The sequence below is a fragment of the Caldivirga sp. genome (assembly GCF_023256255.1).
In the GTDB taxonomy this organism is placed as follows: Archaea; Thermoproteota; Thermoprotei; order Thermoproteales; family Thermocladiaceae; genus Caldivirga.
In genome coordinates this window covers 75152-100715 of record NZ_JAGDXD010000014.1, presented here as the reverse complement: position 1 = coordinate 100715, position 25564 = coordinate 75152, and the positions used below count along the sequence as shown (strand labels likewise).

Sequence of the window (25564 nt, the reverse complement as noted above, 5' to 3'; positions counted from 1 at the left end):
TAGTAAGCACAACACTAGTAATAGGCATAGTAATCATAGTGATTATAGTAGCAGCCACAGCAGCAATAATAGCACTAAGAAGAAGATAAACAAAACAACCCTAAATCAAAAAATAAATATTTATTTCTCTCTTAGTGCGGTGTTGTAGATATTTTAGATTCCAATATTTCTTGCCTTAAAGTTTTCTTTCATTAACCTTAAGCATTTCTGCTATTTCAGAGAAGTCTTTTGAACCGTATCCAGCCGCTTCAGCAATCCTGAGTAATTCATCTATGAGGGTTGTTATGGGTAGTTGAATGCCCATGGATTGTGCGTATTCAAGGGCCTTATCAATAACATCCCTGGCAAGTCTCAGTGAGAAGGATTCGCCGTAATTACCCTTAAGCATCCATGGTAGTCTAGCCCTTAATTGAGCTGAATCAGAGCCGCCCATTGATAATGCCTTAACTACGGTGTCTGGATCCATTCCGAGTTTACGGATGACTGCTGATACTTCGGCCAGTATTACTGCATTTGCTGTTAATATTACGTTGCTTATTAGTTTAAGTGCTGTGGCTTGCTCATGGTTACCAACGTACACTGGTGTACCTATTTGGCTTAGGATACTGCTTGATTCCTTAAATAATTCCTCATCACCACCCACATATAGGATAAGTTCCCCTCTCTCAGCCTCTCTAGGCCCTTTCTCAAGCCTGACTGATAAGTACCTTAATCCCCTTTCCTCTACAACCTTAAGTGCATCCTTCAGTTCACTAAGGCTCATTGTTGTGGTATCCAGTATTGTTCCCTTAACAACCCCAGCAATACTATTAATTACGCTTATTGACTCCTTACCTGTCGGCACTGCAATAATTACGTAATCAGCGCCCTCAGGGCACTTAAGCATGTCACTAGTCACTATTACGTTACTACCGCTGAGCTTACTTGCAGCGTTAGGATCAATATCGAAACCTAGGACCTCATGTCCTTTTCTCGATAAGTTCACTGCAATACCCCTACCCATTCTCCCTAACCCTATGACGCAGACCCGCATGAGTCTTAATTAGGCTTTTTATTTAATAGTTTTTCAAGTCAATTCCCTGACCATTAATGCAATTAAAGCTGGCGCTGGCGTGGTTTCAATGGTTAAAATTAAGTTACCTAGGGTTGATTGGTCGCCTGTTGAGCTAGCCAGTAGGTTAAGTAAACGGGGTGTTGTCTACAATTTCGCCAGTGGTTCACCTGACCCAAGCCTAATACCAATTACTGAGGTTAAGGAGGCTGCTGAAAATGTGTTGACTGAGTATGGTTCAAGCGCCTTATCCTACCCTGGGGCTGGTGGGTTAAGGGAACTTAGGATTGAGACATCTAGGTACCTTAGGGAGTACCTAGGTATTGATGCTGACTGGAGGAGTATAGTAATAACTAGTGGTGCTCAGCACGCCATTAAGCTACTAACTCAATTACTGATTAGGAGGGGTGTTAGAGTTTACGTGGAGGATCCAACTTTCTACGAGACTCTTGCACCATTTAGGTTCCAGGGGGCTAAAGTTACTGGTGTACCCATTAGTAATGAGGGGATGTTAACTGGTGAATTAGTTAAAATGATTAAGGAGGGGGATGTCGTATACACAATACCCAATTGCCATAACCCAACCGGCGTCTGCATGAGTGAGGATGGTAGAAGGGAATTAATTAAGGCGATTGAGGAGAGGGACTTCTTAATAATTGAGGATGATCCATACACTGTACTCTCATTAAAAGCACCAAGGCCGCTTAGGGCAATGCATAGTAGCGTTATTTACGTGGGTACGTTCTCTAAGGTAATTGGCCCAGGGCTTAGGGTAGGCTTCATTGTTGCTCCTAATTGGCTTAGGGGGCATTTGGAGAGGCTTGAACAGCACGACTTCGCTACATCAACCCTAACTCAATTAATCGTCTATACACTTCTCAAAAACAACGTAGTGGGTAAAGTCTTGGATAAAGCAAGGAAGGTCTATGATGAGAAGCTTAAAATCCTTATCAACGCCCTGGATAGGTACATGCCTAATTCCCTACAGTTTACGCCAACATGCGGGTTCTACGCATTAGTTAGGCTAAGTGTGAATGCTGAGAAGTTACTTAGGGCTACATCTAAGGCTGGGTTAACCTATGTACCGGCCAGGAAATTCTTCATTAACTACAACCCCTCAGACGTAGCAAGGTTAAGCATTGGTGCTATTAAGGCTGAGAAGATTGAGGAGGGTATTAGGCTCCTTGCAAGCTTAATTAAGGGTATGAATTAATCCTTAAGCCATGAGACTATTACTGTATCCTGCAATTGAAGGTACTGTTCATTGAGGCAATGATCTAGGCGCAGTACATGTAGCCCTCTACCACGCCCATTAACCTATCCACTAATTCCCCAGTTGTGTAGCCCTTCTTCATTGCATCAGCGTAAATCCTCACGTCTAGTTCAGCATCATTAATAACCCTCACATTTACAATCTTGTTGCCCTCACCAAGTAGTCTATTGGTGTAATCACCTAGCGTTAATGATACTTTTCGAGCAATAGGCCTAGTGAGCTTGAAGATGCATGGCACATACCTACGTCCACCATCGTCATACTTATCATAATTCATATCACACTCCACAGATACGTATAGGTAAGACTTATAGAGTAGGCTCATTATGCTTCCACTAACCATGAGGTTAAAAGCATTGCCTAGGTAATCAGCAACTTCGTTAAGATTTACTAGGTTAAAATCATCATTGAAGTTAACCATATGTTAATGCCTATATATTATTAAATTATAAATAAGTAACCATATATTAAGGTTTAAAAACCAACATTAACGGGATAATCAATGATTACCGTATTGGTAGCCGTAATATTAGCCTTAATGCAAAGTATGGTTAACTCCCAATCGTATATTCAAGTCTCCGCAGTATCCCCGTATACTGCCTACATTCATATTGAGGGCCCCTTAGTAAGGCCCATTAACTTAACGAGCATTACTAATGATATTAAATGTGGCGTGTTAGAGTATAGTGTAGTTAACCGCAGTTTAGTCAATATATTACTTAAGGTGCCTTGGAATGGGCGATTACTTATTTGCAATTTAACACTACTTCTGGGTGCACTTAGAACTGAACCGAAGTTGATTCTTGTTAACACTAGTAAAATAATCCTAATTAGTGTTAGCCTTAGTCAAGGTAACTTAACCGTAGCCTACATGGGTATTGACTGGTTTTTATTCGCCCTATCCATACTACTCTTAACGTGGCAAATACCCACAATCGCGGTGTTTGGAAGGATGGCATTGAAGAAACAGATAACCTCAACTAAAACCGCACAAATATACTCATTTTCCATAATTACGTCGTTCCCACTACAGATAATATGGCTAATACTCTTCCTCATAGGTCTTAGCGCCGGCTTACTGTACTTTGAGCCCCTATTGTACGTACTGAGGCCAATCATAGGTGACTACCAGTGGAATCTTGGCTTAAGCATTGTTACCCCAGTAGTTTTAGCTATAGTGTCTACATCGCTTATTCAGCGTCATTACGTGAATGCGCTAAAGAGGCTTATTAAGGATAAATGGAGTAATATTGTTGATGAGAAGGCTTTGAGGAAGTTCAGCGCTATCATACTAATTTCAATCTTTCTAACTGGAGGGGTCTATGGTTTCGCATCATGGTTCACATTCATTAAGTTAAGTAATAGCCCATGGTTCTTTAGAGGCGCGATACTTGCTGTAGTCTTTGCGTCAATGACACTGGCCCTTAATGCAATCATAGCTAACCTAGGCCCTAGGCTACTTTACGGTAAATTAACAAGTGACCCAAGAGTTCAGGATATGGTTAATGATATTTGGGTTAAGATGGGGCGTTTAGGTAATCCACCTAAGGCTTACGTCTCAGAGCACATAATGGGATCTAGGTATAACGCCGTAGCCATAAGTGGAAACAGGATTATAGTGGCTGAATCCCTAATGAATATGTTAACGACAGAGGAACTTTACTCAGTTCTGGTTCATGAGGTTAGCCACATTAGGCATAGGCACATTAATGCATTAACCATTTTAATAATTACAATATTAGCCTCCTTTAGCCTAGCATTATCGTACGCAGCATCCAAATCCTTTCCCATTTGGTCAGCTCCGGTAATCATAGTAGTGTTCCTTAGTGGTTTTATACCCATCATTAGGTTTGTTCAGAGGAGACTTGAATCCCAGGCTGACGCGGATGCGGCCAAGGCTGGTTTCAACCCAAGGGCATATATTTCCGCCTTAGGCAAACTAACAAAGGCCACCATGATGCCCCTTAGATTCGGCCCTATTGAGAATGTCTACTTAACTCACCCAGCTCCCGTGAATAGAATTCTTAAGATTGCTAAGAAGTACGGGATCCCTGAGGATGAGGCACTGAGAATATTTGCAGATGCGTATTCAATTGACGAAAACCATTAATTGCAGTGTTAATATCATAACTGGTATATCTTATGCCCATAATGCCTCAATGTAGAAGCTCATATTTTCAGCTTTAATAGTCTGTAACGCTTTTTACGTGGCTATTCGTTGTTTTTGATTGCTTTTAATCTCCTTAATGTGATCAAGTGGGCTAGAGTATTATGGCAGGAAATTTATGAAATCTTTATGGTGATGTTTAATTGGAGGATGCCGCTGAAGCCTTAAGGAAGGCACCCAATGAAACCCCTCCATACTCTCAAAGGAAGCCAAACCCACAGACGACACGGGAAGGCGAGGAAGGAGTAATGAAGCCAAGTTACTAATAGTCAATGACTATTAGCCACAATGAAACTGAACTCCAGAATCCCTTAGTCTCATTATAGGTCTTAACTAGGTGGGAGGATGTAGGTAATGGGTATATGCCACTATTACCGAAGATTGGGCCACCATTTATGCTAGCTAAATTAACTAATGCGTAACCCCAAACCCAAAAGGGTGAGATTTTATGTTACCTATTGAAGAATATGGATGATGATACTTGGTTATTATGGCTGTAGATACTTCATAGTATACGAAGAATTTATATTACAATATTCAGTATTACGTGTATGGGCTCTACTGTAATTCTTAGTGTTAGGGTTAGGAGGGAGCTGAAGGAAAGGGCTGAACAACTTGGCATAAATATTAGGGATATTGTTGAGAAGGTGCTCGAGAATGCAATTAGGGAGAAGGAGAGGGAGGAGATGAGGAGCATTGCTAGTGAGTTAAGGGAGTTACTCTGTGGTATTGATGATGAAGAATGGACTAGGTTAATTAGGGGAAATAGGGATGCAAGATGATTATTTGTTTGACGCGTCAGCCATATTCTCGTTGATTCAGCATAGTGAGGTTATTGATAAGATACTTCTCAGCAGAATCCGCATACTACACCTAATTATTTATGAGGTTGGAAACGCTTTATGGAAGGAGACATACCTGCTTAGGAAAATCAGTGATCCAGATAGGGTTATTAATGATATGCAGAGGCTCCTTAGGCATATTAATGTTCTTGGTGATCTACCGTTAACTGAGGTATTTAAGGTCGTGACAGATAGAGGTTTGACGTCTACGACACTAGTTACGTATATGTAGCGGAGAGCATCGGCATGAAGTTGGTGACCAATGATAAAAAGGTACTTAAGTCCTCAAGAAACGCCATAAGTTACACAGACTTCATGCAACTAATAACTATGCGTAACTTCAATTATAGGTTAAGAAAACCATATATAGCAATATTTCCTTACTCATAGAAGCAATGATAAGAGTAGCGTAGCTATGAATTAATAAGGAGCCTTGCTTAAACACTCCCATGTGAAGATGACTACCATAGCTGAGGATTCATGATAGGAAAATTGGGTTCTTGATACTAATACACAAATAGGAGGTATTAGCTAATTTCATTAAATCTTCAATGGTAGCCACGGTAACTAACAGGTTATATATGAATACAGTATAAATACGATTTAAATTTTAGAGTTCAGTGACCTTTGTAGTCTTTCATCATTCTTCACTACTTAACCAAGGAGGAATTCATTGACCTGGTGCGATGTACATTAAAGACACAGACCTAGGGTTTTTAGTAACAGCAATTAATATTAGTGTCTTTACTTAGTGCGATTAGTAGCTCGAATGCTAATGTCCCTTCATAGAGTTATATATACCCCTTACCAGTATAGCTCCTATGCCCAGCGCTAGGTTAATTATTGCTAGCGTAATGCTGGCGTTAGCGGCATTAATCATAACCTTAAACGCAGTTAATTACATTACTACTGTAAGTAAGATTCCTAACACTGTTAGGGAAGCTATCCAAAACATTAAATACGGCTTCAGTTCATATAGGTATAGCATTAATGAGTCGGTTAAGGGTCAATCATTAGCCCTACCTACAGTCACTTATATCATAGGCCCTGGCTGGTTCATTCGTTCAATAATTAACATTAGTTCTTCACCAGCTTTAGTTAAGGCTATTAATATTAGTCAATTATCATCCTTACCTAACGAATCAATTATTATCATTGACTGGGACTACGTCAGTGGAGTCACGCAGTTAACTCCCAGTCAACTTGCGGAGTTACTTGAGACACCCATTGGGCATGGTGACCTGGTGATCCTCTACACTAACCATCCCAGAATAGTCCCACTTCTTGAGGATGTTGCCTCAGTTGCCTGGGGCAAGCACTTCAGGAGTCATATAATTGGATACCCAGTTATGCATGTGAATGGGCCAGCATATATTATTGCCTTTGGTGGACGTAACTATCTGGTGGTTAGTCCTATACAAGTGCGTATGGGATATGTATTAACTATTAATGGGCTAATTGAGGAATGGGTTAAGGCTAATTCAACCACACCATTAACCCAAGGATCACCTAGTGATCCAACTTACGTGAACCAAGATCCATGCTCAGTAGCCAGAGGATATCTTAGTAGTAATAATTGGCTTATTGCAACTGGTCAGCAATCTTATACTGATTCAGAAACCAATAACCAATACGCATTTGATTACTGCATATTAGGTGCGAATTACTATCAGGGTGAGGGCAATACTATCTCAGTTAATTACCTGGGGTTCAGTAACTATTATGTTAGTGGTAGTAATCCTTATGCTAATAGTGGATCATTTCAGTACTACAATGTCGGCATCAATATGACTACGGGTTACACCATTGATGTTTTAAACGGCTACAATTCATACATGACGTGGACTGGCGCTACCAGCGCTGCCCAACCCAGTAATACTGGTTGCTCATGGTTTAGCTACTCTGAGCTTGAGTTAATTCTGGATCTCGCTAGTGAATCTCTTGAGTTCCTATATGAAGCTGAGGTGGCTGGTGATCCAATTGCTTCATTAACCTCAACGTTAACCATCGTTGGAGGACCTGAAATGACGGCTAACTTAGCATGGTTTATTGGTGTTGAGAATCCTAACTGGTTCTGCACCTCCGCATCCACGGAGGCAAACGCCTACTACCCTGTTGGTTTTGGTGTTACTGATTTCCAGGGTAGTTGGCAGATTAATCCAAGTACTGTTAATACCGCTGCTTCACCAGTGTATTGGTCAAGTGGCCTAGTGTGCTACAGTACTAGTAATGGTGGTTTATGGGAAGCCTTCCAAAGTTCAATCTACTTCATACTTCAATTCAACCCAACAGGTAACCCTCAGGTAAGTGAACAAAGCATAAATTACTATACGCAGGGGCCAATAGGCGTATATCCACTACCCGTGGAGACGCCATGTTCATCCTAAACCTTAGTACTTAATCCAAGTAAATGATTCAAGCCTCTGCACTAATCTCTAAGCCATGGTATTGATTATATGTGTTATTTTGTGGTGGTTTGCTTTTCGGGGTAATATTTATAAGTAGGATACTTCTCCTAGCCTATGAGTGTAGACTTCTGTAAGGCGCTCTATAAAGCTGCTGAAGCTTCAATATGCCTAATGGAGTATTCTCATGGGTTAGAGCTCTACAGGGGGTATTTATCTAGGTGCCCTGAAATACCAGGGGCATGGCATGGTTTAGCCATATGCCTTGAGGCAACTGGCAACAAGAGTGAGGCATTGAAGGCTTACGAGAGGGCTCTTGAATTAAACCTAAGACAAGGCGATGCATCAAGCCTACTCTGGGGTGGGTGGTGCGCCTTTAAGCTGGGTAAGTATGAGTTGGCCTATAGGTTATTTAAGGAGTCAATTGAAAAGGAACCTAACTACGCCTACAGTTGGCATAGCCTAGCCGTGGCAGCGTTTAAGATTGGTAAACGTGAAGAGGGACAAGTAGCTATGGCTAAGTATAGGGCTTTAGTTAAGGAGAAGCCATATGAAAGGAGGGAATGTGAGGGTATTAGCATGCTCATGGATTCACTTAAATCATTAAAGAACATGAGGAATATTGACCAAGGCATCATTGAGGTTGCTGAAGACTTATTAACTAAGGCCATTACTAAGCATAAGGGGAAATGCGCGCAATTAATTATGAATAATTATAACCGTTCTTGAAACTTCACCGTTCATGGTGGGGGTATTTAAACATGGAGCTATAGAGCTTTAACTGGTTTACGGGTCTAGGAGCCGACTCGACTACCTGTAAGTCATCACCCCTAGCATGGGCTAAGGGTAAGGTAAAGACCCGCCTTGAAAGGCAGGGTAGCTCGCATCAATTTAGGTAAGGATAAGTAGGCTACGGTGCTATCGACTTGGGAAGCAACGATGGTATGATTATGTTGGGATACCTTGGGTATGGCTAAGAGGGTAATGGGTATGTTGTTTTCCTAATATCGAGAGGATAGCGTAGGCTTAATTTTAAGCAATGAAAATGCCCCTGCGGCAACTATTAGTTAACTTAATTTGCTTATAGGCTAAGTTTTAACAATATCCACTATTTTACCGCTACTATCTCTCACTATCTTAGCCTTAGGGTGTATGTAGTCTCTTGGAGCCTTGGGGAAGGCTTCTAGGTACTTGTTGAGTACCTTAGGTATTCTTACTGTACCATCCTCCTCCTGGTTATTCTCAAGTATTGCGGTTATGGTTCTCTCCACGGCTATGGCTGTACTGTTTAGGGTATGAACATACTCCCTCCTCATACCCTTCCTAATTACCCTAATCCCAAGCCTATATGACTGCCAGTCAGTTACATTACTGCATGATGCCATTTCCCTAAACATGCCTTGAGCAGGCATCCAAGCCTCTAAGTCATACTGCTTAGCGGCTGTCCTAGACATTTCCCTTGGGCACACTAAGACAATCCTGAAGGGTAATTCGAGGCTACTCCATATGTCCACTAGGTTATTCAGAAGCTTCTCATGCCAATTCCAGCTCTCCTCAGGTAATGTGAAGACAAATTGCTCAACCTTGTAGAATTGATGAACCCTGAATATGCCCTTCAAGTCCCTATTACCCGCCCCAGCCTCCTTCCTGTACGATGGTGAGAAGCCAGCTAGGAGTATTGGTAAGTCCTTCTCAAGTAGTTCACTACCACGGTATAGTGCGGCTAATGGATGCTCAGCCGTACCTATTAGGTAAAGTTGCTCATTATCCACACTATATATTGCATCCTTAAAGGCCTCGAAGTCTATTACTGAGCTTATAACATCGTAATTAAGCATGTGAGGCGGCATAACTAACCTAAATCCTCTTTGTGTTAGGAAATCCACCGCATATAGGGATAGGGCTAGGTTAAGCCAAGCAACATCATCGAAGAGGTAAAAGAACCTACTCCCAGCCACCTCACCAGCCTTAGTTGTGTCACCAAGGCCGAGAACACGCTCAAGCATATCTGCATGCCCAACAGGTTGCCAGTCAATAATCTTAAATTCAAGGCCGCTGAAGCCGCTTAATTCACCTAAGTATCCCCTCCAGGCCTTTGGCTCCCCAAAGTACTTCAGGGTTATTGATTCGGCTGATTCATTTGGACACGTTAAGTAGACTGACTCATGAAGTAAATTTGGGAATCTCCTAAGTAGCTTATCCCTTTCATCCTCAATGTTCTTAAGTTCAGCGTTAAGGCCCTCAAGCTCCTTAAGAACCCTATTAGCCTCCTCTATCATTAGGCCCCTTGCCTCCGGAGGAGCCTTAGATATTTGACTGCTTAAGCTATTTCTCTTATGCCTAAGTTCATCAGTCTTAGCTTTAATGCTCTTCCACTTGTTATCAAGGGAATTGAATTGATCAACCATTGATTCATCATACCCTCTCCACTTAAGCATCCTCTTAACCTCCTCAGGCCTCTCCCTAAGGGCAGTGAGTAGGCTCCAACTCACGTTAACTACTTCAAGTATACCTTAATAACGCTTATCCTTAGTGGGAATACCTAAGAGTAGAGTTTACCTATCGTTGATAGGAGTTGGTCAATTGACGCATCCATTAAGTTCCCTATAACGTTCCTCCTCAGGTGTAAGTCATCCTTAAAGCCTAAGTACTCCTCATTAACCTCACTGGGTACTATAATGTCCTTAACGTACCTAAGCCTCCTCATAACCTTTAAATTACCCTCAATGCTCGTCGGTATGAGCTCAGAACCCACTATCACTACTACCATGTTCTTCAACACCTCCTCAGAGCCAGGAGCTAGAACTGAAAGTCTCCTAGCCATCTGTTGATAATTATCAGCGTGGAATGTTGTAATCCCTCCATGCCCAGTAGTCACTGCGTTTAACCATGCCTTAACCTCTTCTGGTTCCCTAACCTCATTAACAATGACATAGTCAGCACCCATTCTTAATGCGTGGGCTATTAACTCATCTTTAGTTATAGGTTTAACACCCAAGCCGAAGGATTTTCTTTCAAATAATTTAACGGATAAATGACCTGGTAAGTTCATTTCATCAACATCCATTACCAGCACTTTCAGCATATTAGGCTTAAGCATTATGGCTATTGCATTAGCAAGGCTAGTTTTACCTGAACCCATGGATCCACCAATAAGTATGGGTACTTTCTCGTCAGCCAGTTTCCACAGTAATGCAGCTTGATTAACAGTAAGCATACCCAGTTTAACAAGTATAGGTAATGTCCAGGGTTTACTCGGCAGTATCCTAACATGCACGCTTGTTTGAGACACAGGCATTGTAGACACCGTGAACCTAACCTTGTATTCAGGGTCGGTTACTGATACTAACGGCATATAGGCTGTTATAGGTGTCCTGGTTCTTTTAGCCGCATTAACAGCCACTCGATTAACCAAATCCCTTACTGTTAATGTTGATTCAGTAAGCCTCATTGGGATTAGCCTAATGGGCCTAATTACCTTAACTTCACTTAACCTAACAAAGCATAGCCCATAATCCCTATGGTTAACCCTAACACCATTGGTATCAATGTAGATGTCCGTTATATCATCATCCATGAGTAATGGAGTCACTGAACCGTAGGCATTAAGCCACCTATCAATAATGGCTTTTACAAGACCACTGAAGTGTTCATCATCAGGCTTATGCCCTAATTTACCTAAAACCCTACGGTAAACCTTAGTCAACTTAGCAGGGTTCTTACCGAGCTTAATCCACTCCTCAAAGTATGATGGGTCAATTAACGCCAAGTACTCTGGGACTTGATCAATTAGGAAAACTTGAATGATGCCGCCAATGCCCCTATACTCAATAAGAGTCTTAATGCCTAAGTTTACCATTACCTTACTGGCCAGTATATTGCCGGTGGGTTTAGCTAGTGACACATGCATTATTGGTGCCAAATAAACTTAGCTAGTATTAGCGTATAGTTTAAGTAGGGGCATGAAGAATTAACCATTACCCTATATTCACTGGCCTTAAGGCTCAGTTTACGCATTATGGATTATGCGTGGTCTCTCAAGTATAGTCGCGGCACTGGTGCTATTGACTACATTCACCATAGTAGTTTCAATTACAGTGATCCTAATGGGTCTTTTCAAGTCATATAACTACTCCTCATCAGAAATATTAAGTACTGGTTTAAGCGCGCTTAATTGCCTTAATGATACAGGTGCAATTAAGGTTAACGTAAGCAATATTGAGGTTAGCCTAAGTGAACACTGCATGATAGTTATGATTAATGGAACAAGGTACCTAGTGTATCCAGCCTTAGGAAGCCCTGGTTAATTAATGCTCACTTAACTTTACTGGGCTTTATAGTTACGTAAAGACCATATATTAGCGCAAATAAAAGTATTAAATCAACACCAAAGGCTTCATACGCATACCTATGCGGGTAACCACCCTTATAACCCAGGTAAGTGAATCCAAATACCACCAGCAGCATTATGAATGCTATTACCCACACTGCAAGGTCTAAAGACCTCCTCATAAAAGCCCAGTTAAATCAAGGTAATTAAGTGTTTTGCTGAAGAGTCCTCATTGGAGCTAAGATCATTCATGTTTCAGGCACTTGATTATTTAGGTTCTAAAGCGTACTAGTGAATGCGTCCTTATTAACTTTAATAGATCTGTAAAGTATTTAAACTCATAATTAGCATTAACATAATTTATGAGTAGTGAGGGTAAGTGGGCTTGCGCAGTCTGTGGTAGTAGGGATGTTGGGTTAATAATTGAGGGTAAGCTATACTGCAGTAAATGCGGTTCAAAGGTCATTAGGCTGCACATGTATAAGTTTCTCAATAGGCTTAAGCAGGAAAATTTAATAGACCCAAGTGTGGAGATCCCTAAGCCATGAGACTAATTACAGTCATCCCGCTAATACTGTTGATGGTACTTGGATTAGCAGTTATGGCCCATGCCCAGCAGTGTTCATTAACCTTAAATACGACTCTAGGATACGTTAACATAACCACTAATGCCCAATCAGTAGATATACGTGCATGGGGGGTCATGGGTGTTACTAACCATACTGTCTGCATCTTCCACTACATAGTATTTAAGTACTCGCTGCCAGGCATGTCCTCACTAATATATGTTCATGCGTCATCTAACAGTAGCGACTACGTTGCCTTTAACTCAAGCATAGGTAAGCACACGCTAATGTGCCTTACCCTTAACCCAGCAGTAATCAGGGGTAATTCAATTAAGTTAACGTCAGGAGGGGGTTCTATTACAGCTTACTGTTCACTCATTAATGAGGACTCGTTAATGAATTACGGCTTAATATTAGCCTTACTAGTGGGTATTGCAGTAGCTTCAGTATCCTACTTCGCCATCAGAAGCCTTTTTAAGTAGTTTTAGGCTTAGTTATTTCAAGCGCCCAGGAGACCATTAGTTGAGTAACCTTATTTATTTCACTTAACCAATCACCATTAATTAACGTTAACCTAGCGTTCTTAATAACCGACTTAACCGCATTAGCTTCCTCAACAGGTGCATTAGGATCATTAATACTGTAAATCAGTAACATAGGCATGTTGAGTTTAGGTAACTTATCAATGTAGTTAATCACCCTAGGTGTTGAAATAAGTACTATACCGGAAAGCGCATTATGCCTACTTTGAATAACGTAATCAAGGGCAATTCCACCACCTTGCCCAATCCCAGCTAATATGGTTCTCTTGCTATTAATAGTGCTTGCAATTAACGATAATGCCGCAACCTTGTTTACCTTACTCATGTTTGCTGGTGCTGAGGAGAGGTCAACATGGATCACCTTGAATCCAGCGGCGGTCGTCTCCCTAATAGTGTTCATGAACCTATTAGCTGACGTGTTAGGTGGGGGTACTATTATGAGTGTTGTTTCACCATCCCCGCTCTCCAAGTACCTTACCCTGAAGTTACCCACGTTTATGTAACTCTCAGTGATCACTTGAGCCATTGTAGGCTGTGTTTTTAACCATTATTCAAATAACTCGTCTAGATAGTAATTATCTTAGGAGCCAGTAGTCACCATATTCATTAAAATCCTTACGGCAGTACTCCTTGCCTTACTTAACTCTACACTGTTACTGCTTAGTTCACTTGGATCCATGAATAGGAATACATGTGGGGTCTGCTCCCATGCATTATCAATGGCCTTTATTAAGGGAGATGCCTCAGTAATGGTTATTAATGATCCATCATTGTTCTTAACAAAGGTGTTTATGTCATTACTAAAGGATGCCGTGGAAACCAGTACCCTGCAGTTACAGTTAAGGGCTCTTCTCATTTCACTGGCTACCTGGGTCTTAAACTCATTAACCCAGTTTAATCCATTTAACTCTAAGTGCTCATCAATATACTTATTAAGCATTACTGCATTGCCTAGTCCAAAAGCCATAATGTAATCTTCATCCCTCTTCCATAAGGCCCTCATGCTGGTTTTTCTATGCAATATGGAGTTCACGTAATCCCTAACGTAACCACTGAGTAATCCTTTATGGTAAGTTTCACTCAATATTGCACCTAAGTATTCATCAGTGTATGTATCCAAGTCGTATTCGCTGGGGTTCCCATTAAGGAAGCTAAGCGCAGCGTTCTTAAAGTCCTTAGCCTGCTCAAGCATTATTACGTTTCTGAAGGCTTCCCTGAACATTTCATCATATTGAAGAACCTTATGATGCATGTAAACCCACTTATAAAGATTATACCTGGCTATTGCGTAACCCTCCAGGAATGCCTTAGCCTTATCATCGAATATTAACATGCCTTTACCCAAATGCAGGTAATTAACAAGTCTAGCAATATCAATAGCCCCACTTCCAGATCCAACACCAGTGAAGTAAAGATCCCTGAGCGTGTAATCAAGCCTATCAGCATCAATACCTCCTGAGATTATTGATGCCAGAGATTCTAGAAGCATCACCTCCTCATCCCCCATATTACCCAGTAGCTTAACTTCAGGGATACTTACCTCTAGTTTAACTAGGCCATATTGAGTAGCTAGCCTTGCACGCTTAATCAACTTATAGAATGTTATTAACCTGAGCACGCTTGCATCAATACCCAGGCCACTGATTATGCTTCTGAACCTACTTGAACCCATTATCACTAAGCCAGCCACCTCATGCTCCTTTCCTAATCCCGCAGTGTAAAGCGGCTGCTCAGGTTTAACTAATGGTGCTACATAGCCATCAAGGACATGCGATAATGGTGGGTGGCCAATATCGTGATGCAGCCCACTTAACCTAACGTACTGCTTTATCGCATTGGTTCCTTCATCATGAAGCCCAATAGCATCCATTAAGGACCTAATGTTGTGCCCATCAGTCTCATTCAGTACTCTTTCCGCTATTAATGTAGCCAAGTGCATTGTGCCTAAACTATGCTCAAACCTACTTCCCCTGGCTGATGGGTAAACATAATGAGCCATACCATCTTGAGTCACTCTCCTAAGCCTCTGCACAAACACATCATCATCAAGTAACCTAGCCTCATCAGTGCTTAGCCTAATCCAGCCATGTATTGGATCCCTAAGCTCCTTCCAGGACACTGGTTTAATGCTCAATATTCAAATTTATAAACCGTACTTAAAGTTATTTTTAATTCCATGATGCTTAACTTTGAGTCTCTACTTCATAATCCTAACCCAGTGAAGTTTCCTGAGGGTGTATGTAACCTTTAAATGAGTGTAACGCATGGGTGTACCGTGAAGATTGGTTTAATTGGCGCTGGTCCAAGTAACCTTTTCCTAGCTTGGCTACTTAGGAGTGAGGCGGATGTTCACTTGATTGAGGAGGATAGTAAGCTTGGACTACCGCTTCACTGCACTGGGTTGGTCAGTGAGAAAATGGCCATTACGCTGGGGATAAGTAGAAGGGTGTTTGATAATTACTACGATAAGTTAACAGTAACCACTGACTTGCATTCAACCGGGGTTTTACTAAGGTTCACTAACAGTAGGGTTACCATGCTGAATAGGCCGGGGCTTGAGGAGTATTTGCATGGTGAGGCATCATTAAGGATGGAGCACATGGGGGTAAGGGTAATTGATGTTAGCAGTAGAGGCGTGGTTAAGGGTAATGGTGGATTTGAGGATTCATTCGACCTAGTGGTTATTGGTGAGGGGGCTAGAAACGTATTGAGTAGACGGTTACTTGGCACTAGGCTAATCACGGTTAGTGGGATACAGGTTGATGGTTACTCACCCTACTTAAGGAATATGGTTAATGATGACCATCACATTATTGTGTTCTTTAATGGTAAGTATAGTAGCAGGTTCTTCACATGGATAGTCCCAAAGGGTAATGGGGAATTCAGAGTAGGTGTTGTTGACGATACTAGTATCGTTGGTTTAAGGTTTAGGAAGGTAATTAATCAGTTTAACGTAACACCCAGGAGGGTTTTCGGAGGGAAGATTGTGTTAGGTTCATCTAATGTTAACTACGGTTATGGGCGAATAGCAACAGTGGGGGATTCAACCGGTGTGACTAAGGCGCTAACCGGTGGGGGGATTGTAACAGGTATGTTGACTTCCCTAATCTTAGCTAGGATTATTCATGAATCCGGTTATGGTGCTGCTGAACGTTACAGTAGTATGCTTAGTGGTACATTGGGTAAACTAGCTAAGGTGTACTCAACATTATCCAGCATACTCTACAATAATGTTGAGTTGATTGAAAGAGCATTAAGGGAGATTAGTGAAAGCCACGTGGAGGTTAAGGTACCTGACTACGACAATCACATTGATGCGTTAATTAGGCTCCTCATAACTAATCCGAAAATCGGATTAAAGGTTATTAAGTACACGCCATTAATTAATATGGGTAATGTTAATCTACGTAATGTAGTCAACGCGTTATTTTAACCATACTGCTCATTTCATTTAATAACCTGGCTCCATCACCATTACTGAACCATTTCCAGTAAGGCTCCATGAATTTAACAGCCTCCTCAATTACGGCATTCTTAAGATCCAGTGGGTGAATTTTCCCCTCAGAGTAATCCCTAGTTAACTCATCGAATGTCCAATACTCCACCATACCACCATGCTCACTAGGCCTCTTGACAATAAAGGGATTCCTCCTGGATTCCCTAAATGAGAATAACTTAGCTAGCTCAATTACTGGGTTATTTTCGGTTACCTTAGGTGGACAATAGGCGTTCCTAATCTTCTTTGCAACATCATCAGGCGAATCATGCAGGAATATTGCGGTTTCAGGCCTTGACTTACTCATTTTAGTCTCAGATAAGTCAAGTCTACTTTCCTTACCAGTCATGGTTAATGATGGTAAGAGGTGGTGTAGTAGAATTATCGGCTTCACAGCCCTTCCCCCAAGGGTTAATGGCATTAGCCTGATCTTGTCGTAAACATCCCTAGCTAAAACATAGACCTTCCTTTGATCAACACCACCATGCGCAATGTGCGTTCCCAAGGCATACACGTCAATAACCTGCATTAACGGGTATATTAACCAAGACATCTTGGCAGTATTGGTGAATGTTCTGCCCATTATGGTTAAGCTATGCCTAACGTCAGATAACGATACTTGCCTAGCTAAGTCAAGGACCTGAACCCAGTATTCTCGCCTCTCCTCAACAAGGTTAGAGGCCAGTATGAAGTCCACAGAGTCTGGGTCACCACCAAGTATACCTATGGATTTCCTTAAAGTCTCCTTAAAGTAGGTTACAGCCACCTTCCTTATCACCTCTAGGTCACCGCCTAGTTTATGATTCAGCCAGGAGTGTAAATCAGCCAGTAGTATGGATACCTTGACTCCAGCCTTCTGCAAATCAACTAACTTATACATGCTTACTACCCCAGTGCCTATGTGAATGTAACCGGATATCTCAAAGCCTATGTAATGCCTAAGGGTTTCCCCAGTCTCAAAGTAATTTCGTAATTCCTCCACTGTTAGTAACTCCTCAGTTGGGTACTTTAAGGCTAAGTTAACCCTGTCCTCAACATCCATCGCAAACTAACCAACCTAAGCTTAATAAGGATTTTAGTCGTAAGCATAACGCCAACCCTAATTCCCTTAAGGCAGTTACAGTAAAAGCCACTTCTTAGCACTATTCCCCATTATGCATTTGTCCTCATGGTAATTTACGCTTTCTTTTAATTAAAATTCAAGCCGCCTAACTCTAAGGTACTAGGTTATGGTTTTTAACTAGCGTAATAATGGTTCATTAAAGCTAACTATTTAAATACTTGGAAAAGGGGGTATGTTGGTGAAGCCAAGTGTCTACTAGAACTGCTTCTGCAGGAGACATTAAGGAGGGTTCATACATTATGATAGATAACATGCCTTGCAGGGTTGTTGAGGTTGAGAAGAGTAAGACAGGGAAGCATGGTAGCGCTAAGGCTAGAATAGTAGGTATTGGCGTTATTGATGGTGTTAAGAGAACCATAGTTGTCCCAACTGATGCTGCCGTGGAGGTTCCTGTAATTGAGAAGTTCACTGCGCAGGTCATATCCATTACTGGTGATAGTGTTCAGTTAATGGATCTTAGGAATTATCAAACCTTTGAAATACCGAGTAGTTACATTGAGGATGAGGCCAAGGGGAAGCTTGAGCCGGGTGTTCAGGTTGAGGTTTGGGATGTGGCAGGGTATAGGAAAATAATGAGGACTAGGTAAACACTTGTCTTAAAGGTAAGTCGCATTGTGTTTTCTATTAAGGTTTTCCTTTAATGCGCCTTCTCATAGTTAATAACGTAAACACCAGATGCAGTTGCTTGAAATCATCATTAGTGTTATTAATGGTCTACTGTGATGAAAACATGAGGTTAGATTTATAAACTCTATAGTTACCTTGGCATGGTGGGATCATCCCAGTATCCCCCGTCTTGGAGCTTGTGGATATTTCATTCAGCTATAGGACTGAGAGGGGTCCTCTTCAGGTTCTTAGGGGCGTGTCCTTCACAGTCTACGAGAAGCAGTACGTATCCATAGTAGCGCCCACGGGGACTGGGAAGACAACCCTATTAAGGATTATAGCTGGATTAAGGAAACCAGATACAGGTAAGGTAATACTAATGGGTGATGAAGTTAAGGGTCCAACTCCTAAAATCTCAATGATATTTCAAGACTTCGCCCTATTTCCATGGTTAACGGCATTGGAGAACGTGGAAATAGCCCTACTTCATAAGAAGCTTAGTAAGGATGATAGAGTTAAGTTGGCTAGGAGATACCTAGAGTTAGTTGGGTTAGGTGGATTTGAGAATTATTACCCAAGGGAGTTGAGTGGGGGAATGAAGCAGAGGGTCGCGATTGCGAGGGCCCTAGCTGCTCAACCTATTTTACTGCTCATGGATGAGCCCTTCGCTAACCTTGATGCGATAACCGCCGAGGGTCTTAAAAGTGAAATATATAATATGGTTTTTAATGAGGAATCAACAGTTAAGGCAATATTGATGGTTAGCCATAACCTCGGGGAGGTGGTTGAGCTCAGTGACAGGGTCATTGTGCTTGGCGGTAGACCCGCAACAGTCATCGCCGATATAAGTATTGACTTACCTAGACCTAGGTCACCTAGGGATAAGGAGTTCCAAGAATACTTAGACATGCTTTACAGTGAGATATCTAAATCCATGGAGCTTACCAGTGTGGTTAAGGTGAACAGTAAATGAGCTCCTTAGGCGTAGTCGCCATTTCGTTATTAGCAACCCTTGCAACGTTCACTAGGGTTGCCGTGACAATCATCGCCTCCATAATCACTGGCTGGTTCCTTGGATACGCCGCAGCTAAGAATGGCTTAGTGGAGAGGGTGTTCCTATCAGTAACCCAGACACTGGAGGCTGTTCCGGTAATAACATTCTTCCCAATAGTCCTGGTTTTCTTCATAAGTAGTATAAGGGGTTATTTTGGTGTTGAATTAGCCGTGGACTTCCTCGTCTTCACTGCCGTAGTTTGGAACATTTGGGTTGGGGAATATGAGTCAATTAAGACGATCTCCCAGTCCCTTGAGGATGTGGCCAACATGTATAAGTTATCGTTCATAGCTAAATTCAGTAAACTATACATACCAGCCACAATACCTCGAGTGGCTGGGAATGTCCTGGTAAGCTTCGCTGATGGATTATTCTACATAACGGTCAGTGAGGTCATTGCGCTAGGCACCAAGAGCTACCACGTGTTTGGTATAGGCTCATTAATATTCAGTTGGGTTAACATGGGTATGTGGTTTGACGCCATAGTGGCATTAATGGTACTAGTGATTATGGTTATTGTCGCTGTCTTCGGGGTACTTAGGCCCTTCGTTAATTGGGCTGTTAAATACAGTTACGACCCTTACGCTGAGGCTATGAGGACTGGGGTAAGGAGGCAAACACCCAGTAGAATTAGGGCTTCATTGGCTAGGAACATGAGGTATATTAGGAGGATAACGGCTGCAGAGAGAGCATTAATACCAACTTTCGTTAGGGCTACAAGTTATTCAATATACCATAGGTTAACTGTGAGGCCAAGGCCAGTGAATGTTTTAACCAGGTTTGATAAGTACATTGCAGTAGGCATTGGTTCATTACTGTTTGCCTTTATAGTATATGGCATTTACTCATCATGGAGTACCACGTGGCTGCCAATAATGATTAATATATATGATAATTGGGTAACGTACCTATATTACCTTGGATTAGACTGGTTTAGAATATTACTGGTAACAGTAACTGCAATGCTTGTTGCAATCCCAGTAAACTACCTAATGGTGACTAGGCCTAAATTAGAGGCTATGATACTGCCGATACTGGAAGTCTTAGCCTCAATCCCAGTCTCAGCGTACTTACCCCTAGTGGCGATACCCTTCGTAACTTACCTAGCAATTAGGCTTGGTTTAAGGATTTCACTGGAGATCCTGGTTTTCATAGTTGCTTTCCTTAGTACTGCCTGGTACGTAATATACAACATGTATGTAGGGATGAAGACTATACCGAGGAGTCTATGGGATGTGGCTAATAACTTAAACTTATCAACATGGTATAAGTTAACTAAGCTAGCGATACCAGGCGCAATGCCAGCTACAATAACAGGGTTAGCCAGCACAGTGGGTTCAACTTGGGGTGGCCTTGAGATAGCCGAGTACTTTCAAGGCATTAACGGTAAGGTTTACATGGTTAATGGATACACAGCCTTAATGGATTACTACACAGCCACAGGTAACATAATTGGGCTAGAGGCGATGAGCCTAATACTTGCAATCAACGTTATACTACTAAGCGTATTCCTATGGAGAAGCCTATTTGCCATGGCTAGGCAAAGGTACCGTATGGAGGGTGCTATATCAATGTAGCCCTCGTGAAAAACCCATCGAATTGAATACGCTAGTGTTAATCTCTAAATGTGTTTGTGAATGAGGAAAGTTACTTGATGTATTGGTTATTTAAAGCTTAAAAACCGGCTTAACCAGGATTGCGTTAAGTATGGCTAAGAAATCAGTCGTTAGGTGTTCAGTGTGCGGTTCGGTTATTAGTGGGAGAGTTAGTAGGCCATATGGTGGTTACGTTTGCCACAAGTGTTTATCAATGGGTTTGAAGTTATCCGTTAGGCTAATGGGTGCTTGAAGATGGGTGTTATTGCAATAAGTGGACAAGTGGCTAGTGGTAAGACTACAGTAGCAAGACTCCTTGCCGATAAGTTAAGCTACAGGTTCATATCCATAGGTGAATTATTTAGGAAGGCAGCGGCCGAGAGGGGGTTAACGTTAATGCAGCTTCATGAGCTTGCTGAAAGGGACCATAGTATTGACCTCCATGTGGATCAAGTATCAATTGAGGAAGCCAAGAAGGGTAGAGTAGTTATTGAGGGGCATTTAGCCGCATGGATAATAAAGGATTATGCGGATGTTAGGGTTTATTTAAAGGCCGACATGATGTCCAGGGCAGGTAGATTAGCACGTAGGGAGGGCATTAGCATTAATGATGCGATTAATGAAATTAAGACAAGGGAGGAATCAAATAGGAGGAGGTACATGGCCATATACTCAATAAACGTGAACGACTTATCAATATTCGACCTAGTGGTTGATACATCGTTAATAAACATAAATGATACATTAGATGTAGTTGGCAGTTACGTCATAAAGGTATTAAACGCTAAAGGCAAATTATGAGACACTCAATCTAAATGATATCCTAGTACTTTCTTGCTCTTTAAGGAGAAAACGAGGTACCAACTTGAATGCGGGTAAATTTTAACTTTGCACTAGCTTATTTTTACATTATTCATATCAATAGGTCTAATGGGCAGTGAGCTACATATGATGAATAGTAATAGTAATCCTATTAAGGATACCTAACCGTGAGAGAACCTTCGGTGCAGCCGGAAACATTGCTATCTAAGGTGGAGGGTCATTAGATTATGCACCTACTGTTAATTCATAAGGGTTCACTAAGTAGGGTTAAGTTGAGTATATTGTATTGTTAGTGAGTGTAAGATTAATTAACCACATGCTTAAGCTTGATTAAGTGGATATTAGTGACATAGTTAAGGAAGCCAGGGTAATAGCTAGGAAGAGATTAAGTGGTCACCTACTTCTAATTGCACTTCAATGCCTAAACGATAATGATGTTGTTACAGTGGCTGAGAGAAGGCTAAATGATGATCCACTTGGAAGGGCGGAAGCGCTTAGAGTACTGGTAATGCTATGTATCGAGCCTCAAGCGTCTAAGGGTAATGATAAGCTTGAATAAGCCCCACTCATTTGAAACTCATTACGCTTCTTTAATGCGTATTAATTCATTAGTTCTTAAATAATCCTAGCAATGAATAATGAGACCTTACTATGTTGCGGTTGGTTAACGTGAAGAGTGAGGGATCTTTACCTTTATAATGGTGGGGCCGCCGGGATTTGAACCCGGGATCACACGGGCATACTCCAACCCCACTGGGCTTGCAATAACTGTACCCAGTGGCGGCGTCCAAGCCGTGCGTCCTAACCAGGCTAGACTACGGCCCCTTTCCTTGATTCATTACGCGTCGGTTTATTAACTTTACCACGTACCTGCATCATCTTGCGTGAAATGTGGGTAATAACTAAGTCCTTTGGGTTTAAACTACTAGCTAAACATGGTTGTCTTGATTATAGGTATGGTTTTAGTATTGTTGAGTGGGGGTTTATAGTGTTAGGTTTATGATCTTCGTTACTGCGTATGGCTTAAACGTTATGTTTACTGTTGCGTTTTCTTCGGCTGGTGTGGCTAGTATGGTTAATTCATTCTCCCTACTTAAGTATGGTTCAGGTAGGTAGAACATGCTCTGTGAACCACCTGGGTAATACCGGCCAATTAACTTACCGTTGAGGAATATTAATGCGTGAACTTTCCCACTTAACCCGGTGTATAATGGGGCATTAGTATCACTTGGCTTATCAACAGTGAACCTGAGTTTAATTGTTGATGGTTCACTCACAGTTAATGGTAATTGAGCCCCTTCTCTCACTTCACCTAACTCCATTAGGCCTAAATCATAATCACTAATGATGCTACTCCACAGGTCAATTTCAACGCTTCCTGGGGTTGGGTTAACCTCCCTAATACCATACCTTAGTAACGCTATCACAATCTCAACATCACCTACCCTTAATCCACCGTATACCGTGGTTTCGAAGGGGTCATCACCATGTCCCCTATAGACCTCCTCACCATTAATGAAAACAACCATTGCTGCCCACTGGTCATTCTTACTAATCCTGAGAACAATATGCCTCGCCTCATTCAAGTGAACCCTACCCCTATAGTATATGACTGCATTATTAGGCTTACCTAAATCACCAGTATCCTTAACCCACTTAACCCTAGGTAAGTACTCCCTAATCTCCCTATTAATTACGGTGGTATGACTGTAATTGGTTGCAATACCCGGCTTAAGCCTACTGGATAAGTCAAGTGCACCGTATTCCCATGAATCAACCTTAATACTGCCAACTTGATTAACCAACACTGGTGACTGTAAACCGGTGAAGAAGGGTATGGCGCCATCGTTAGGATGCCCCGTTGACTCAACGATTATTCTTAAGTCACCGGCATTTGCATTAGCCTTAACGTATATGAAGCCGCTTGCGGTAACTCTACCATTGTTAATAACCGTAACGTAATCGTGGGCCACCACGCCTATTAAACCATTCACGTTAAGCCTAGAATCATAGACGTATAGCCCATGCTTAAATAATCCTAACTCCTCAAGCGGCTTAACGCCATTTATTTTAAGAATACGCCTAAGGCCCACTGAGCCCTTGGTCACTTGAGTAATGGTTACATTAGGCTGACTTACATTAACGTTAAGCTCAATCCTAGTCATATCCAATTCAGGCACATACCTACCCCTACTTGACTTAAACGGTAAGTAAAGCGTGTTAACTCCCTCCTTACCCTCAATTAACAATGAATTGTAATCACCACCCCTAATTAAGTATATGTTTGATGGAACGTAGTAGTCGTTCATTATCCAGGTTCTTGATGCGAATAATTCGCTTAAAATCAATACCCTAACATTACCCTTACCCTCAATTAAGCAGCCGCCTAATTCATCAGGTACCCTACCACTTAGTACCACTGAGTCACCTTCAGTATGATGTTCAACACTTAAGCATGACTTAATTAAACCACCCTTAAGCCTAATGGTAAATTCCTCACCGGCATCACCGTAAAGTAACACATCACTATCCCTAACGGTTAGTAGGCTTAGGTTAGTTTCACTGACCGTAATACCTTTGATGCTTAAATTACTTGGAATAACCTTAACTCCCCTAGCCTTAATCCTTACATTGCCATCAACCCACTCAGCCTCAGTATTGTTAATGTAGAATTTTAGCCTTAAATCACCCTTACGCCTAATAACCAGTAACCTACCATTATCATACGATTCACCCTCTGTTTCACTACCATCAATGAGTTCAGCTAGAGGTGTAAGCAATTTAACCTTATAATACCTATCACTTAACTCACCCCACTCCCTAATTGATGCTTCGTAATCGTAAGTTGTGGTTATCCACCTACCAGTCCAGTAACCGAAGTTTGTGCCTCCGTGAAACATGTAGAAGCTCACTACATCTGACCCATAGGCTAATGCAGTTGCTAGGAGGATCCTAGTCCAGTCAGATGGGAAACTACCCCTAGATGTTGGTAATGGTCTGTTTATCGTTGAGAACCATCCACCCTCATACTCAAGTATCTTAGGTCTACCACCCTGGGTCTCTAAAAGGTCCTTAATACTCCATAAAACCGAGTTTAGATCCCATGGGCTTGGGTATAGGTCTAGGGCGTCAGTGTATATAGTGTTCCTAACGTACCTATTAACATTCGTGTACAGTTTAGCTGTTACTCCAATCTGCCTAGCCAACTCGGCAAGCCTCATGTGGAGTGGTGCATCACCCCAAAAGTACTCATTCTCCAACTGCACTATGGTGACTCCACCATTAGGCTCCTGATGCTTAACAATAATCGGTAATATAACCCTAAGCCACCTCTCAGCGTAAGGCCAGTATGATGAGTCAAGGCTCCTCGGCACTAAATCCCTACTCAGTAACCAGTCAGGGTGCCCACCATTATCCCACTCGGAGCATATGTACGGTCCAACCCTAGCCACTATTTTAAGGCCAAGTTCCTCAGCCTTACTTAAATACTCATCCACATTCTTCTCACCGGAGAAGTCGAATAAACCAGGCTCAACCTCATGATAATTCCAGGCAAAGTAAGTGTTTAAGCAATTCAACCCAGCCCGCCTAAGCTTAAGCAACCTATCTTCCCAAAGACCCCTAGGGACCCTGAAGTAATGTACTTCACCACACAGAAGCATACTAAACCAGCAAAAAACAATATTAAAGTA

General features: G+C 41.8%; 26 protein-coding genes and 1 tRNA gene. 17 read left to right on the top strand and 10 right to left on the bottom strand.

Annotated features, from left to right (window positions below; translation table 11 throughout):
- Positions 1 to 175: 175 nt before the first annotated feature.
- Entirely contained in the window at positions 176 to 1033 is an 858-nt protein-coding gene (locus Q0C29_RS02370) for an NAD(P)-dependent oxidoreductase (protein WP_291999058.1), read from the bottom strand.
- A gap of 88 nt (positions 1034 to 1121) precedes the next feature.
- Here Q0C29_RS02370 and Q0C29_RS02365 point away from each other — a divergent pair, with 88 nt between their 5' ends.
- Positions 1122 to 2264: a PLP-dependent aminotransferase family protein gene (locus Q0C29_RS02365; protein ID WP_291999057.1), complete on the top strand. Its 1143-nt coding sequence runs from the start codon at positions 1122 to 1124 to the stop codon at positions 2262 to 2264.
- A gap of 64 nt (positions 2265 to 2328) precedes the next feature.
- Here Q0C29_RS02365 and Q0C29_RS02360 read toward each other — a convergent pair whose 3' ends face one another.
- Positions 2329 to 2745 (bottom strand): hypothetical protein, encoded by a 417-nt coding sequence (locus Q0C29_RS02360; RefSeq protein ID WP_291999056.1) that lies wholly within the window; start codon positions 2743 to 2745, stop codon positions 2329 to 2331.
- Positions 2746 to 2826: 81 nt separating this feature from the next.
- Between Q0C29_RS02360 and Q0C29_RS02355 the strand changes: the two genes are divergently transcribed.
- The 6 genes from Q0C29_RS02355 to Q0C29_RS02330 all read left to right on the top strand — a co-directional run bounded on the left by Q0C29_RS02355 (position 2827) and on the right by Q0C29_RS02330 (position 8467).
- Entirely contained in the window at positions 2827 to 4434 is a 1608-nt protein-coding gene (locus tag Q0C29_RS02355) for a M48 family metalloprotease (RefSeq protein ID WP_291999055.1), read from the top strand.
- A gap of 200 nt (positions 4435 to 4634) precedes the next feature.
- Positions 4635 to 4757 (top strand): hypothetical protein, encoded by a 123-nt coding sequence (locus Q0C29_RS02350; protein WP_291999054.1) that lies wholly within the window; start codon positions 4635 to 4637, stop codon positions 4755 to 4757.
- Between the two features lie 285 nt (positions 4758 to 5042).
- Positions 5043 to 5273, top strand: a complete 231-nt coding sequence (locus tag Q0C29_RS02345; RefSeq protein ID WP_291999053.1) for a type II toxin-antitoxin system CcdA family antitoxin — start codon at positions 5043 to 5045, stop codon at positions 5271 to 5273.
- Positions 5263 to 5565, top strand: coding sequence for a hypothetical protein (locus tag Q0C29_RS02340; protein WP_291999052.1), 303 nt, complete (start codon positions 5263 to 5265; stop codon positions 5563 to 5565). The genes Q0C29_RS02345 and Q0C29_RS02340 overlap by 11 nt, the downstream gene beginning before the upstream one ends.
- A 589-nt stretch (positions 5566 to 6154) precedes the next feature.
- Positions 6155 to 7720, top strand: coding sequence for a hypothetical protein (locus tag Q0C29_RS02335; protein ID WP_291999051.1), 1566 nt, complete (start codon positions 6155 to 6157; stop codon positions 7718 to 7720).
- A gap of 135 nt (positions 7721 to 7855) precedes the next feature.
- Positions 7856 to 8467, top strand: coding sequence for a tetratricopeptide repeat protein (locus Q0C29_RS02330; RefSeq protein ID WP_291999050.1), 612 nt, complete (start codon positions 7856 to 7858; stop codon positions 8465 to 8467).
- Between the two features lie 359 nt (positions 8468 to 8826).
- Here Q0C29_RS02330 and serS read toward each other — a convergent pair whose 3' ends face one another.
- Both serS and Q0C29_RS02320 read right to left on the bottom strand, forming a co-directional pair.
- Positions 8827 to 10230 carry a serine--tRNA ligase gene (serS, locus tag Q0C29_RS02325; RefSeq protein ID WP_291999049.1) on the bottom strand — a complete coding sequence of 468 codons (1404 nt, stop codon included), beginning with the start codon at positions 10228 to 10230 and terminating at the stop codon, positions 8827 to 8829.
- Between the two features lie 50 nt (positions 10231 to 10280).
- Positions 10281 to 11648, bottom strand: coding sequence for an ATPase, T2SS/T4P/T4SS family (locus Q0C29_RS02320; protein ID WP_291999048.1), 1368 nt, complete (start codon positions 11646 to 11648; stop codon positions 10281 to 10283).
- A gap of 115 nt (positions 11649 to 11763) precedes the next feature.
- On the opposite strand from Q0C29_RS02320, the gene Q0C29_RS02315 reads away from it, so the two are divergent.
- Positions 11764 to 12045, top strand: coding sequence for a hypothetical protein (locus tag Q0C29_RS02315; RefSeq protein ID WP_291999047.1), 282 nt, complete (start codon positions 11764 to 11766; stop codon positions 12043 to 12045).
- A 7-nt stretch (positions 12046 to 12052) separates the two neighbouring features.
- On the opposite strand, the gene Q0C29_RS02310 is transcribed toward Q0C29_RS02315, so the two are convergent.
- Positions 12053 to 12250 carry a hypothetical protein gene (locus Q0C29_RS02310; RefSeq protein ID WP_291999046.1) on the bottom strand — a complete coding sequence of 66 codons (198 nt, stop codon included), beginning with the start codon at positions 12248 to 12250 and terminating at the stop codon, positions 12053 to 12055.
- Between the two features lie 180 nt (positions 12251 to 12430).
- Between Q0C29_RS02310 and Q0C29_RS02305 the strand changes: the two genes are divergently transcribed.
- Positions 12431 to 12616 (top strand): TFIIB-type zinc finger domain-containing protein, encoded by a 186-nt coding sequence (locus tag Q0C29_RS02305; protein ID WP_291999045.1) that lies wholly within the window; start codon positions 12431 to 12433, stop codon positions 12614 to 12616.
- Complete coding sequence (locus Q0C29_RS02300; protein ID WP_291999044.1) at positions 12613 to 13116, top strand: hypothetical protein; 504 nt, start codon at positions 12613 to 12615, stop codon at positions 13114 to 13116. Before Q0C29_RS02305 ends, Q0C29_RS02300 begins: the two co-directional genes overlap by 4 nt.
- Here the strand turns inward: Q0C29_RS02300 and Q0C29_RS02295 are convergent.
- Both Q0C29_RS02295 and Q0C29_RS02290 read right to left on the bottom strand, forming a co-directional pair.
- Positions 13109 to 13693 carry an alpha/beta fold hydrolase gene (locus Q0C29_RS02295; protein WP_291999043.1) on the bottom strand — a complete coding sequence of 195 codons (585 nt, stop codon included), beginning with the start codon at positions 13691 to 13693 and terminating at the stop codon, positions 13109 to 13111. The genes Q0C29_RS02300 and Q0C29_RS02295 overlap by 8 nt on opposite strands.
- 63 nt (positions 13694 to 13756) lie before the next feature.
- Positions 13757 to 15295 (bottom strand): HD domain-containing protein, encoded by a 1539-nt coding sequence (locus tag Q0C29_RS02290; RefSeq protein ID WP_291999042.1) that lies wholly within the window; start codon positions 15293 to 15295, stop codon positions 13757 to 13759.
- A 156-nt stretch (positions 15296 to 15451) separates the two neighbouring features.
- Here Q0C29_RS02290 and Q0C29_RS02285 point away from each other — a divergent pair, with 156 nt between their 5' ends.
- Entirely contained in the window at positions 15452 to 16609 is a 1158-nt protein-coding gene (locus tag Q0C29_RS02285) for an NAD(P)/FAD-dependent oxidoreductase (RefSeq protein ID WP_291999041.1), read from the top strand.
- Here the strand turns inward: Q0C29_RS02285 and Q0C29_RS02280 are convergent.
- Complete coding sequence (locus Q0C29_RS02280) at positions 16593 to 17714, bottom strand: tyrosine--tRNA ligase (RefSeq protein ID WP_291999040.1); 1122 nt, start codon at positions 17712 to 17714, stop codon at positions 16593 to 16595. The genes Q0C29_RS02285 and Q0C29_RS02280 overlap by 17 nt on opposite strands.
- 269 nt (positions 17715 to 17983) lie before the next feature.
- On the opposite strand from Q0C29_RS02280, the gene Q0C29_RS02275 reads away from it, so the two are divergent.
- The 6 genes from Q0C29_RS02275 to Q0C29_RS02250 all read left to right on the top strand — a co-directional run bounded on the left by Q0C29_RS02275 (position 17984) and on the right by Q0C29_RS02250 (position 22431).
- Positions 17984 to 18382: a translation initiation factor IF-5A gene (locus tag Q0C29_RS02275; RefSeq protein ID WP_291999039.1), complete on the top strand. Its 399-nt coding sequence runs from the start codon at positions 17984 to 17986 to the stop codon at positions 18380 to 18382.
- Between the two features lie 275 nt (positions 18383 to 18657).
- On the top strand, positions 18658 to 19374 hold the full coding sequence (locus tag Q0C29_RS02270; RefSeq protein WP_367173603.1) for an ABC transporter ATP-binding protein: 717 nt from the start codon (positions 18658 to 18660) through the stop codon (positions 19372 to 19374).
- The gene (locus Q0C29_RS02265; protein ID WP_291999037.1) at positions 19371 to 21032 is read left to right on the top strand and encodes an ABC transporter permease subunit; all 1662 of its coding nucleotides are present in this window, start codon (positions 19371 to 19373) and stop codon (positions 21030 to 21032) included. The genes Q0C29_RS02270 and Q0C29_RS02265 overlap by 4 nt, the downstream gene beginning before the upstream one ends.
- Positions 21033 to 21162: 130 nt before the next feature.
- The gene (locus tag Q0C29_RS02260) at positions 21163 to 21303 is read left to right on the top strand and encodes a hypothetical protein (protein WP_291999036.1); all 141 of its coding nucleotides are present in this window, start codon (positions 21163 to 21165) and stop codon (positions 21301 to 21303) included.
- Positions 21304 to 21305: 2 nt separating this feature from the next.
- Positions 21306 to 21851: a (d)CMP kinase gene (gene cmk, locus Q0C29_RS02255; RefSeq protein ID WP_291999035.1), complete on the top strand. Its 546-nt coding sequence runs from the start codon at positions 21306 to 21308 to the stop codon at positions 21849 to 21851.
- Between the two features lie 355 nt (positions 21852 to 22206).
- Positions 22207 to 22431 (top strand): hypothetical protein, encoded by a 225-nt coding sequence (locus Q0C29_RS02250; RefSeq protein WP_291999034.1) that lies wholly within the window; start codon positions 22207 to 22209, stop codon positions 22429 to 22431.
- Between the two features lie 140 nt (positions 22432 to 22571).
- Here the strand turns inward: Q0C29_RS02250 and Q0C29_RS02245 are convergent.
- Both Q0C29_RS02245 and Q0C29_RS02240 read right to left on the bottom strand, forming a co-directional pair.
- Positions 22572 to 22697: transfer RNA gene (locus tag Q0C29_RS02245), tRNA-Pro, on the bottom strand.
- A gap of 158 nt (positions 22698 to 22855) precedes the next feature.
- Positions 22856 to 25534 carry a beta-galactosidase gene (locus tag Q0C29_RS02240; RefSeq protein ID WP_291999033.1) on the bottom strand — a complete coding sequence of 893 codons (2679 nt, stop codon included), beginning with the start codon at positions 25532 to 25534 and terminating at the stop codon, positions 22856 to 22858.
- Between the last annotated feature and the right edge of the window lie 30 nt (positions 25535 to 25564).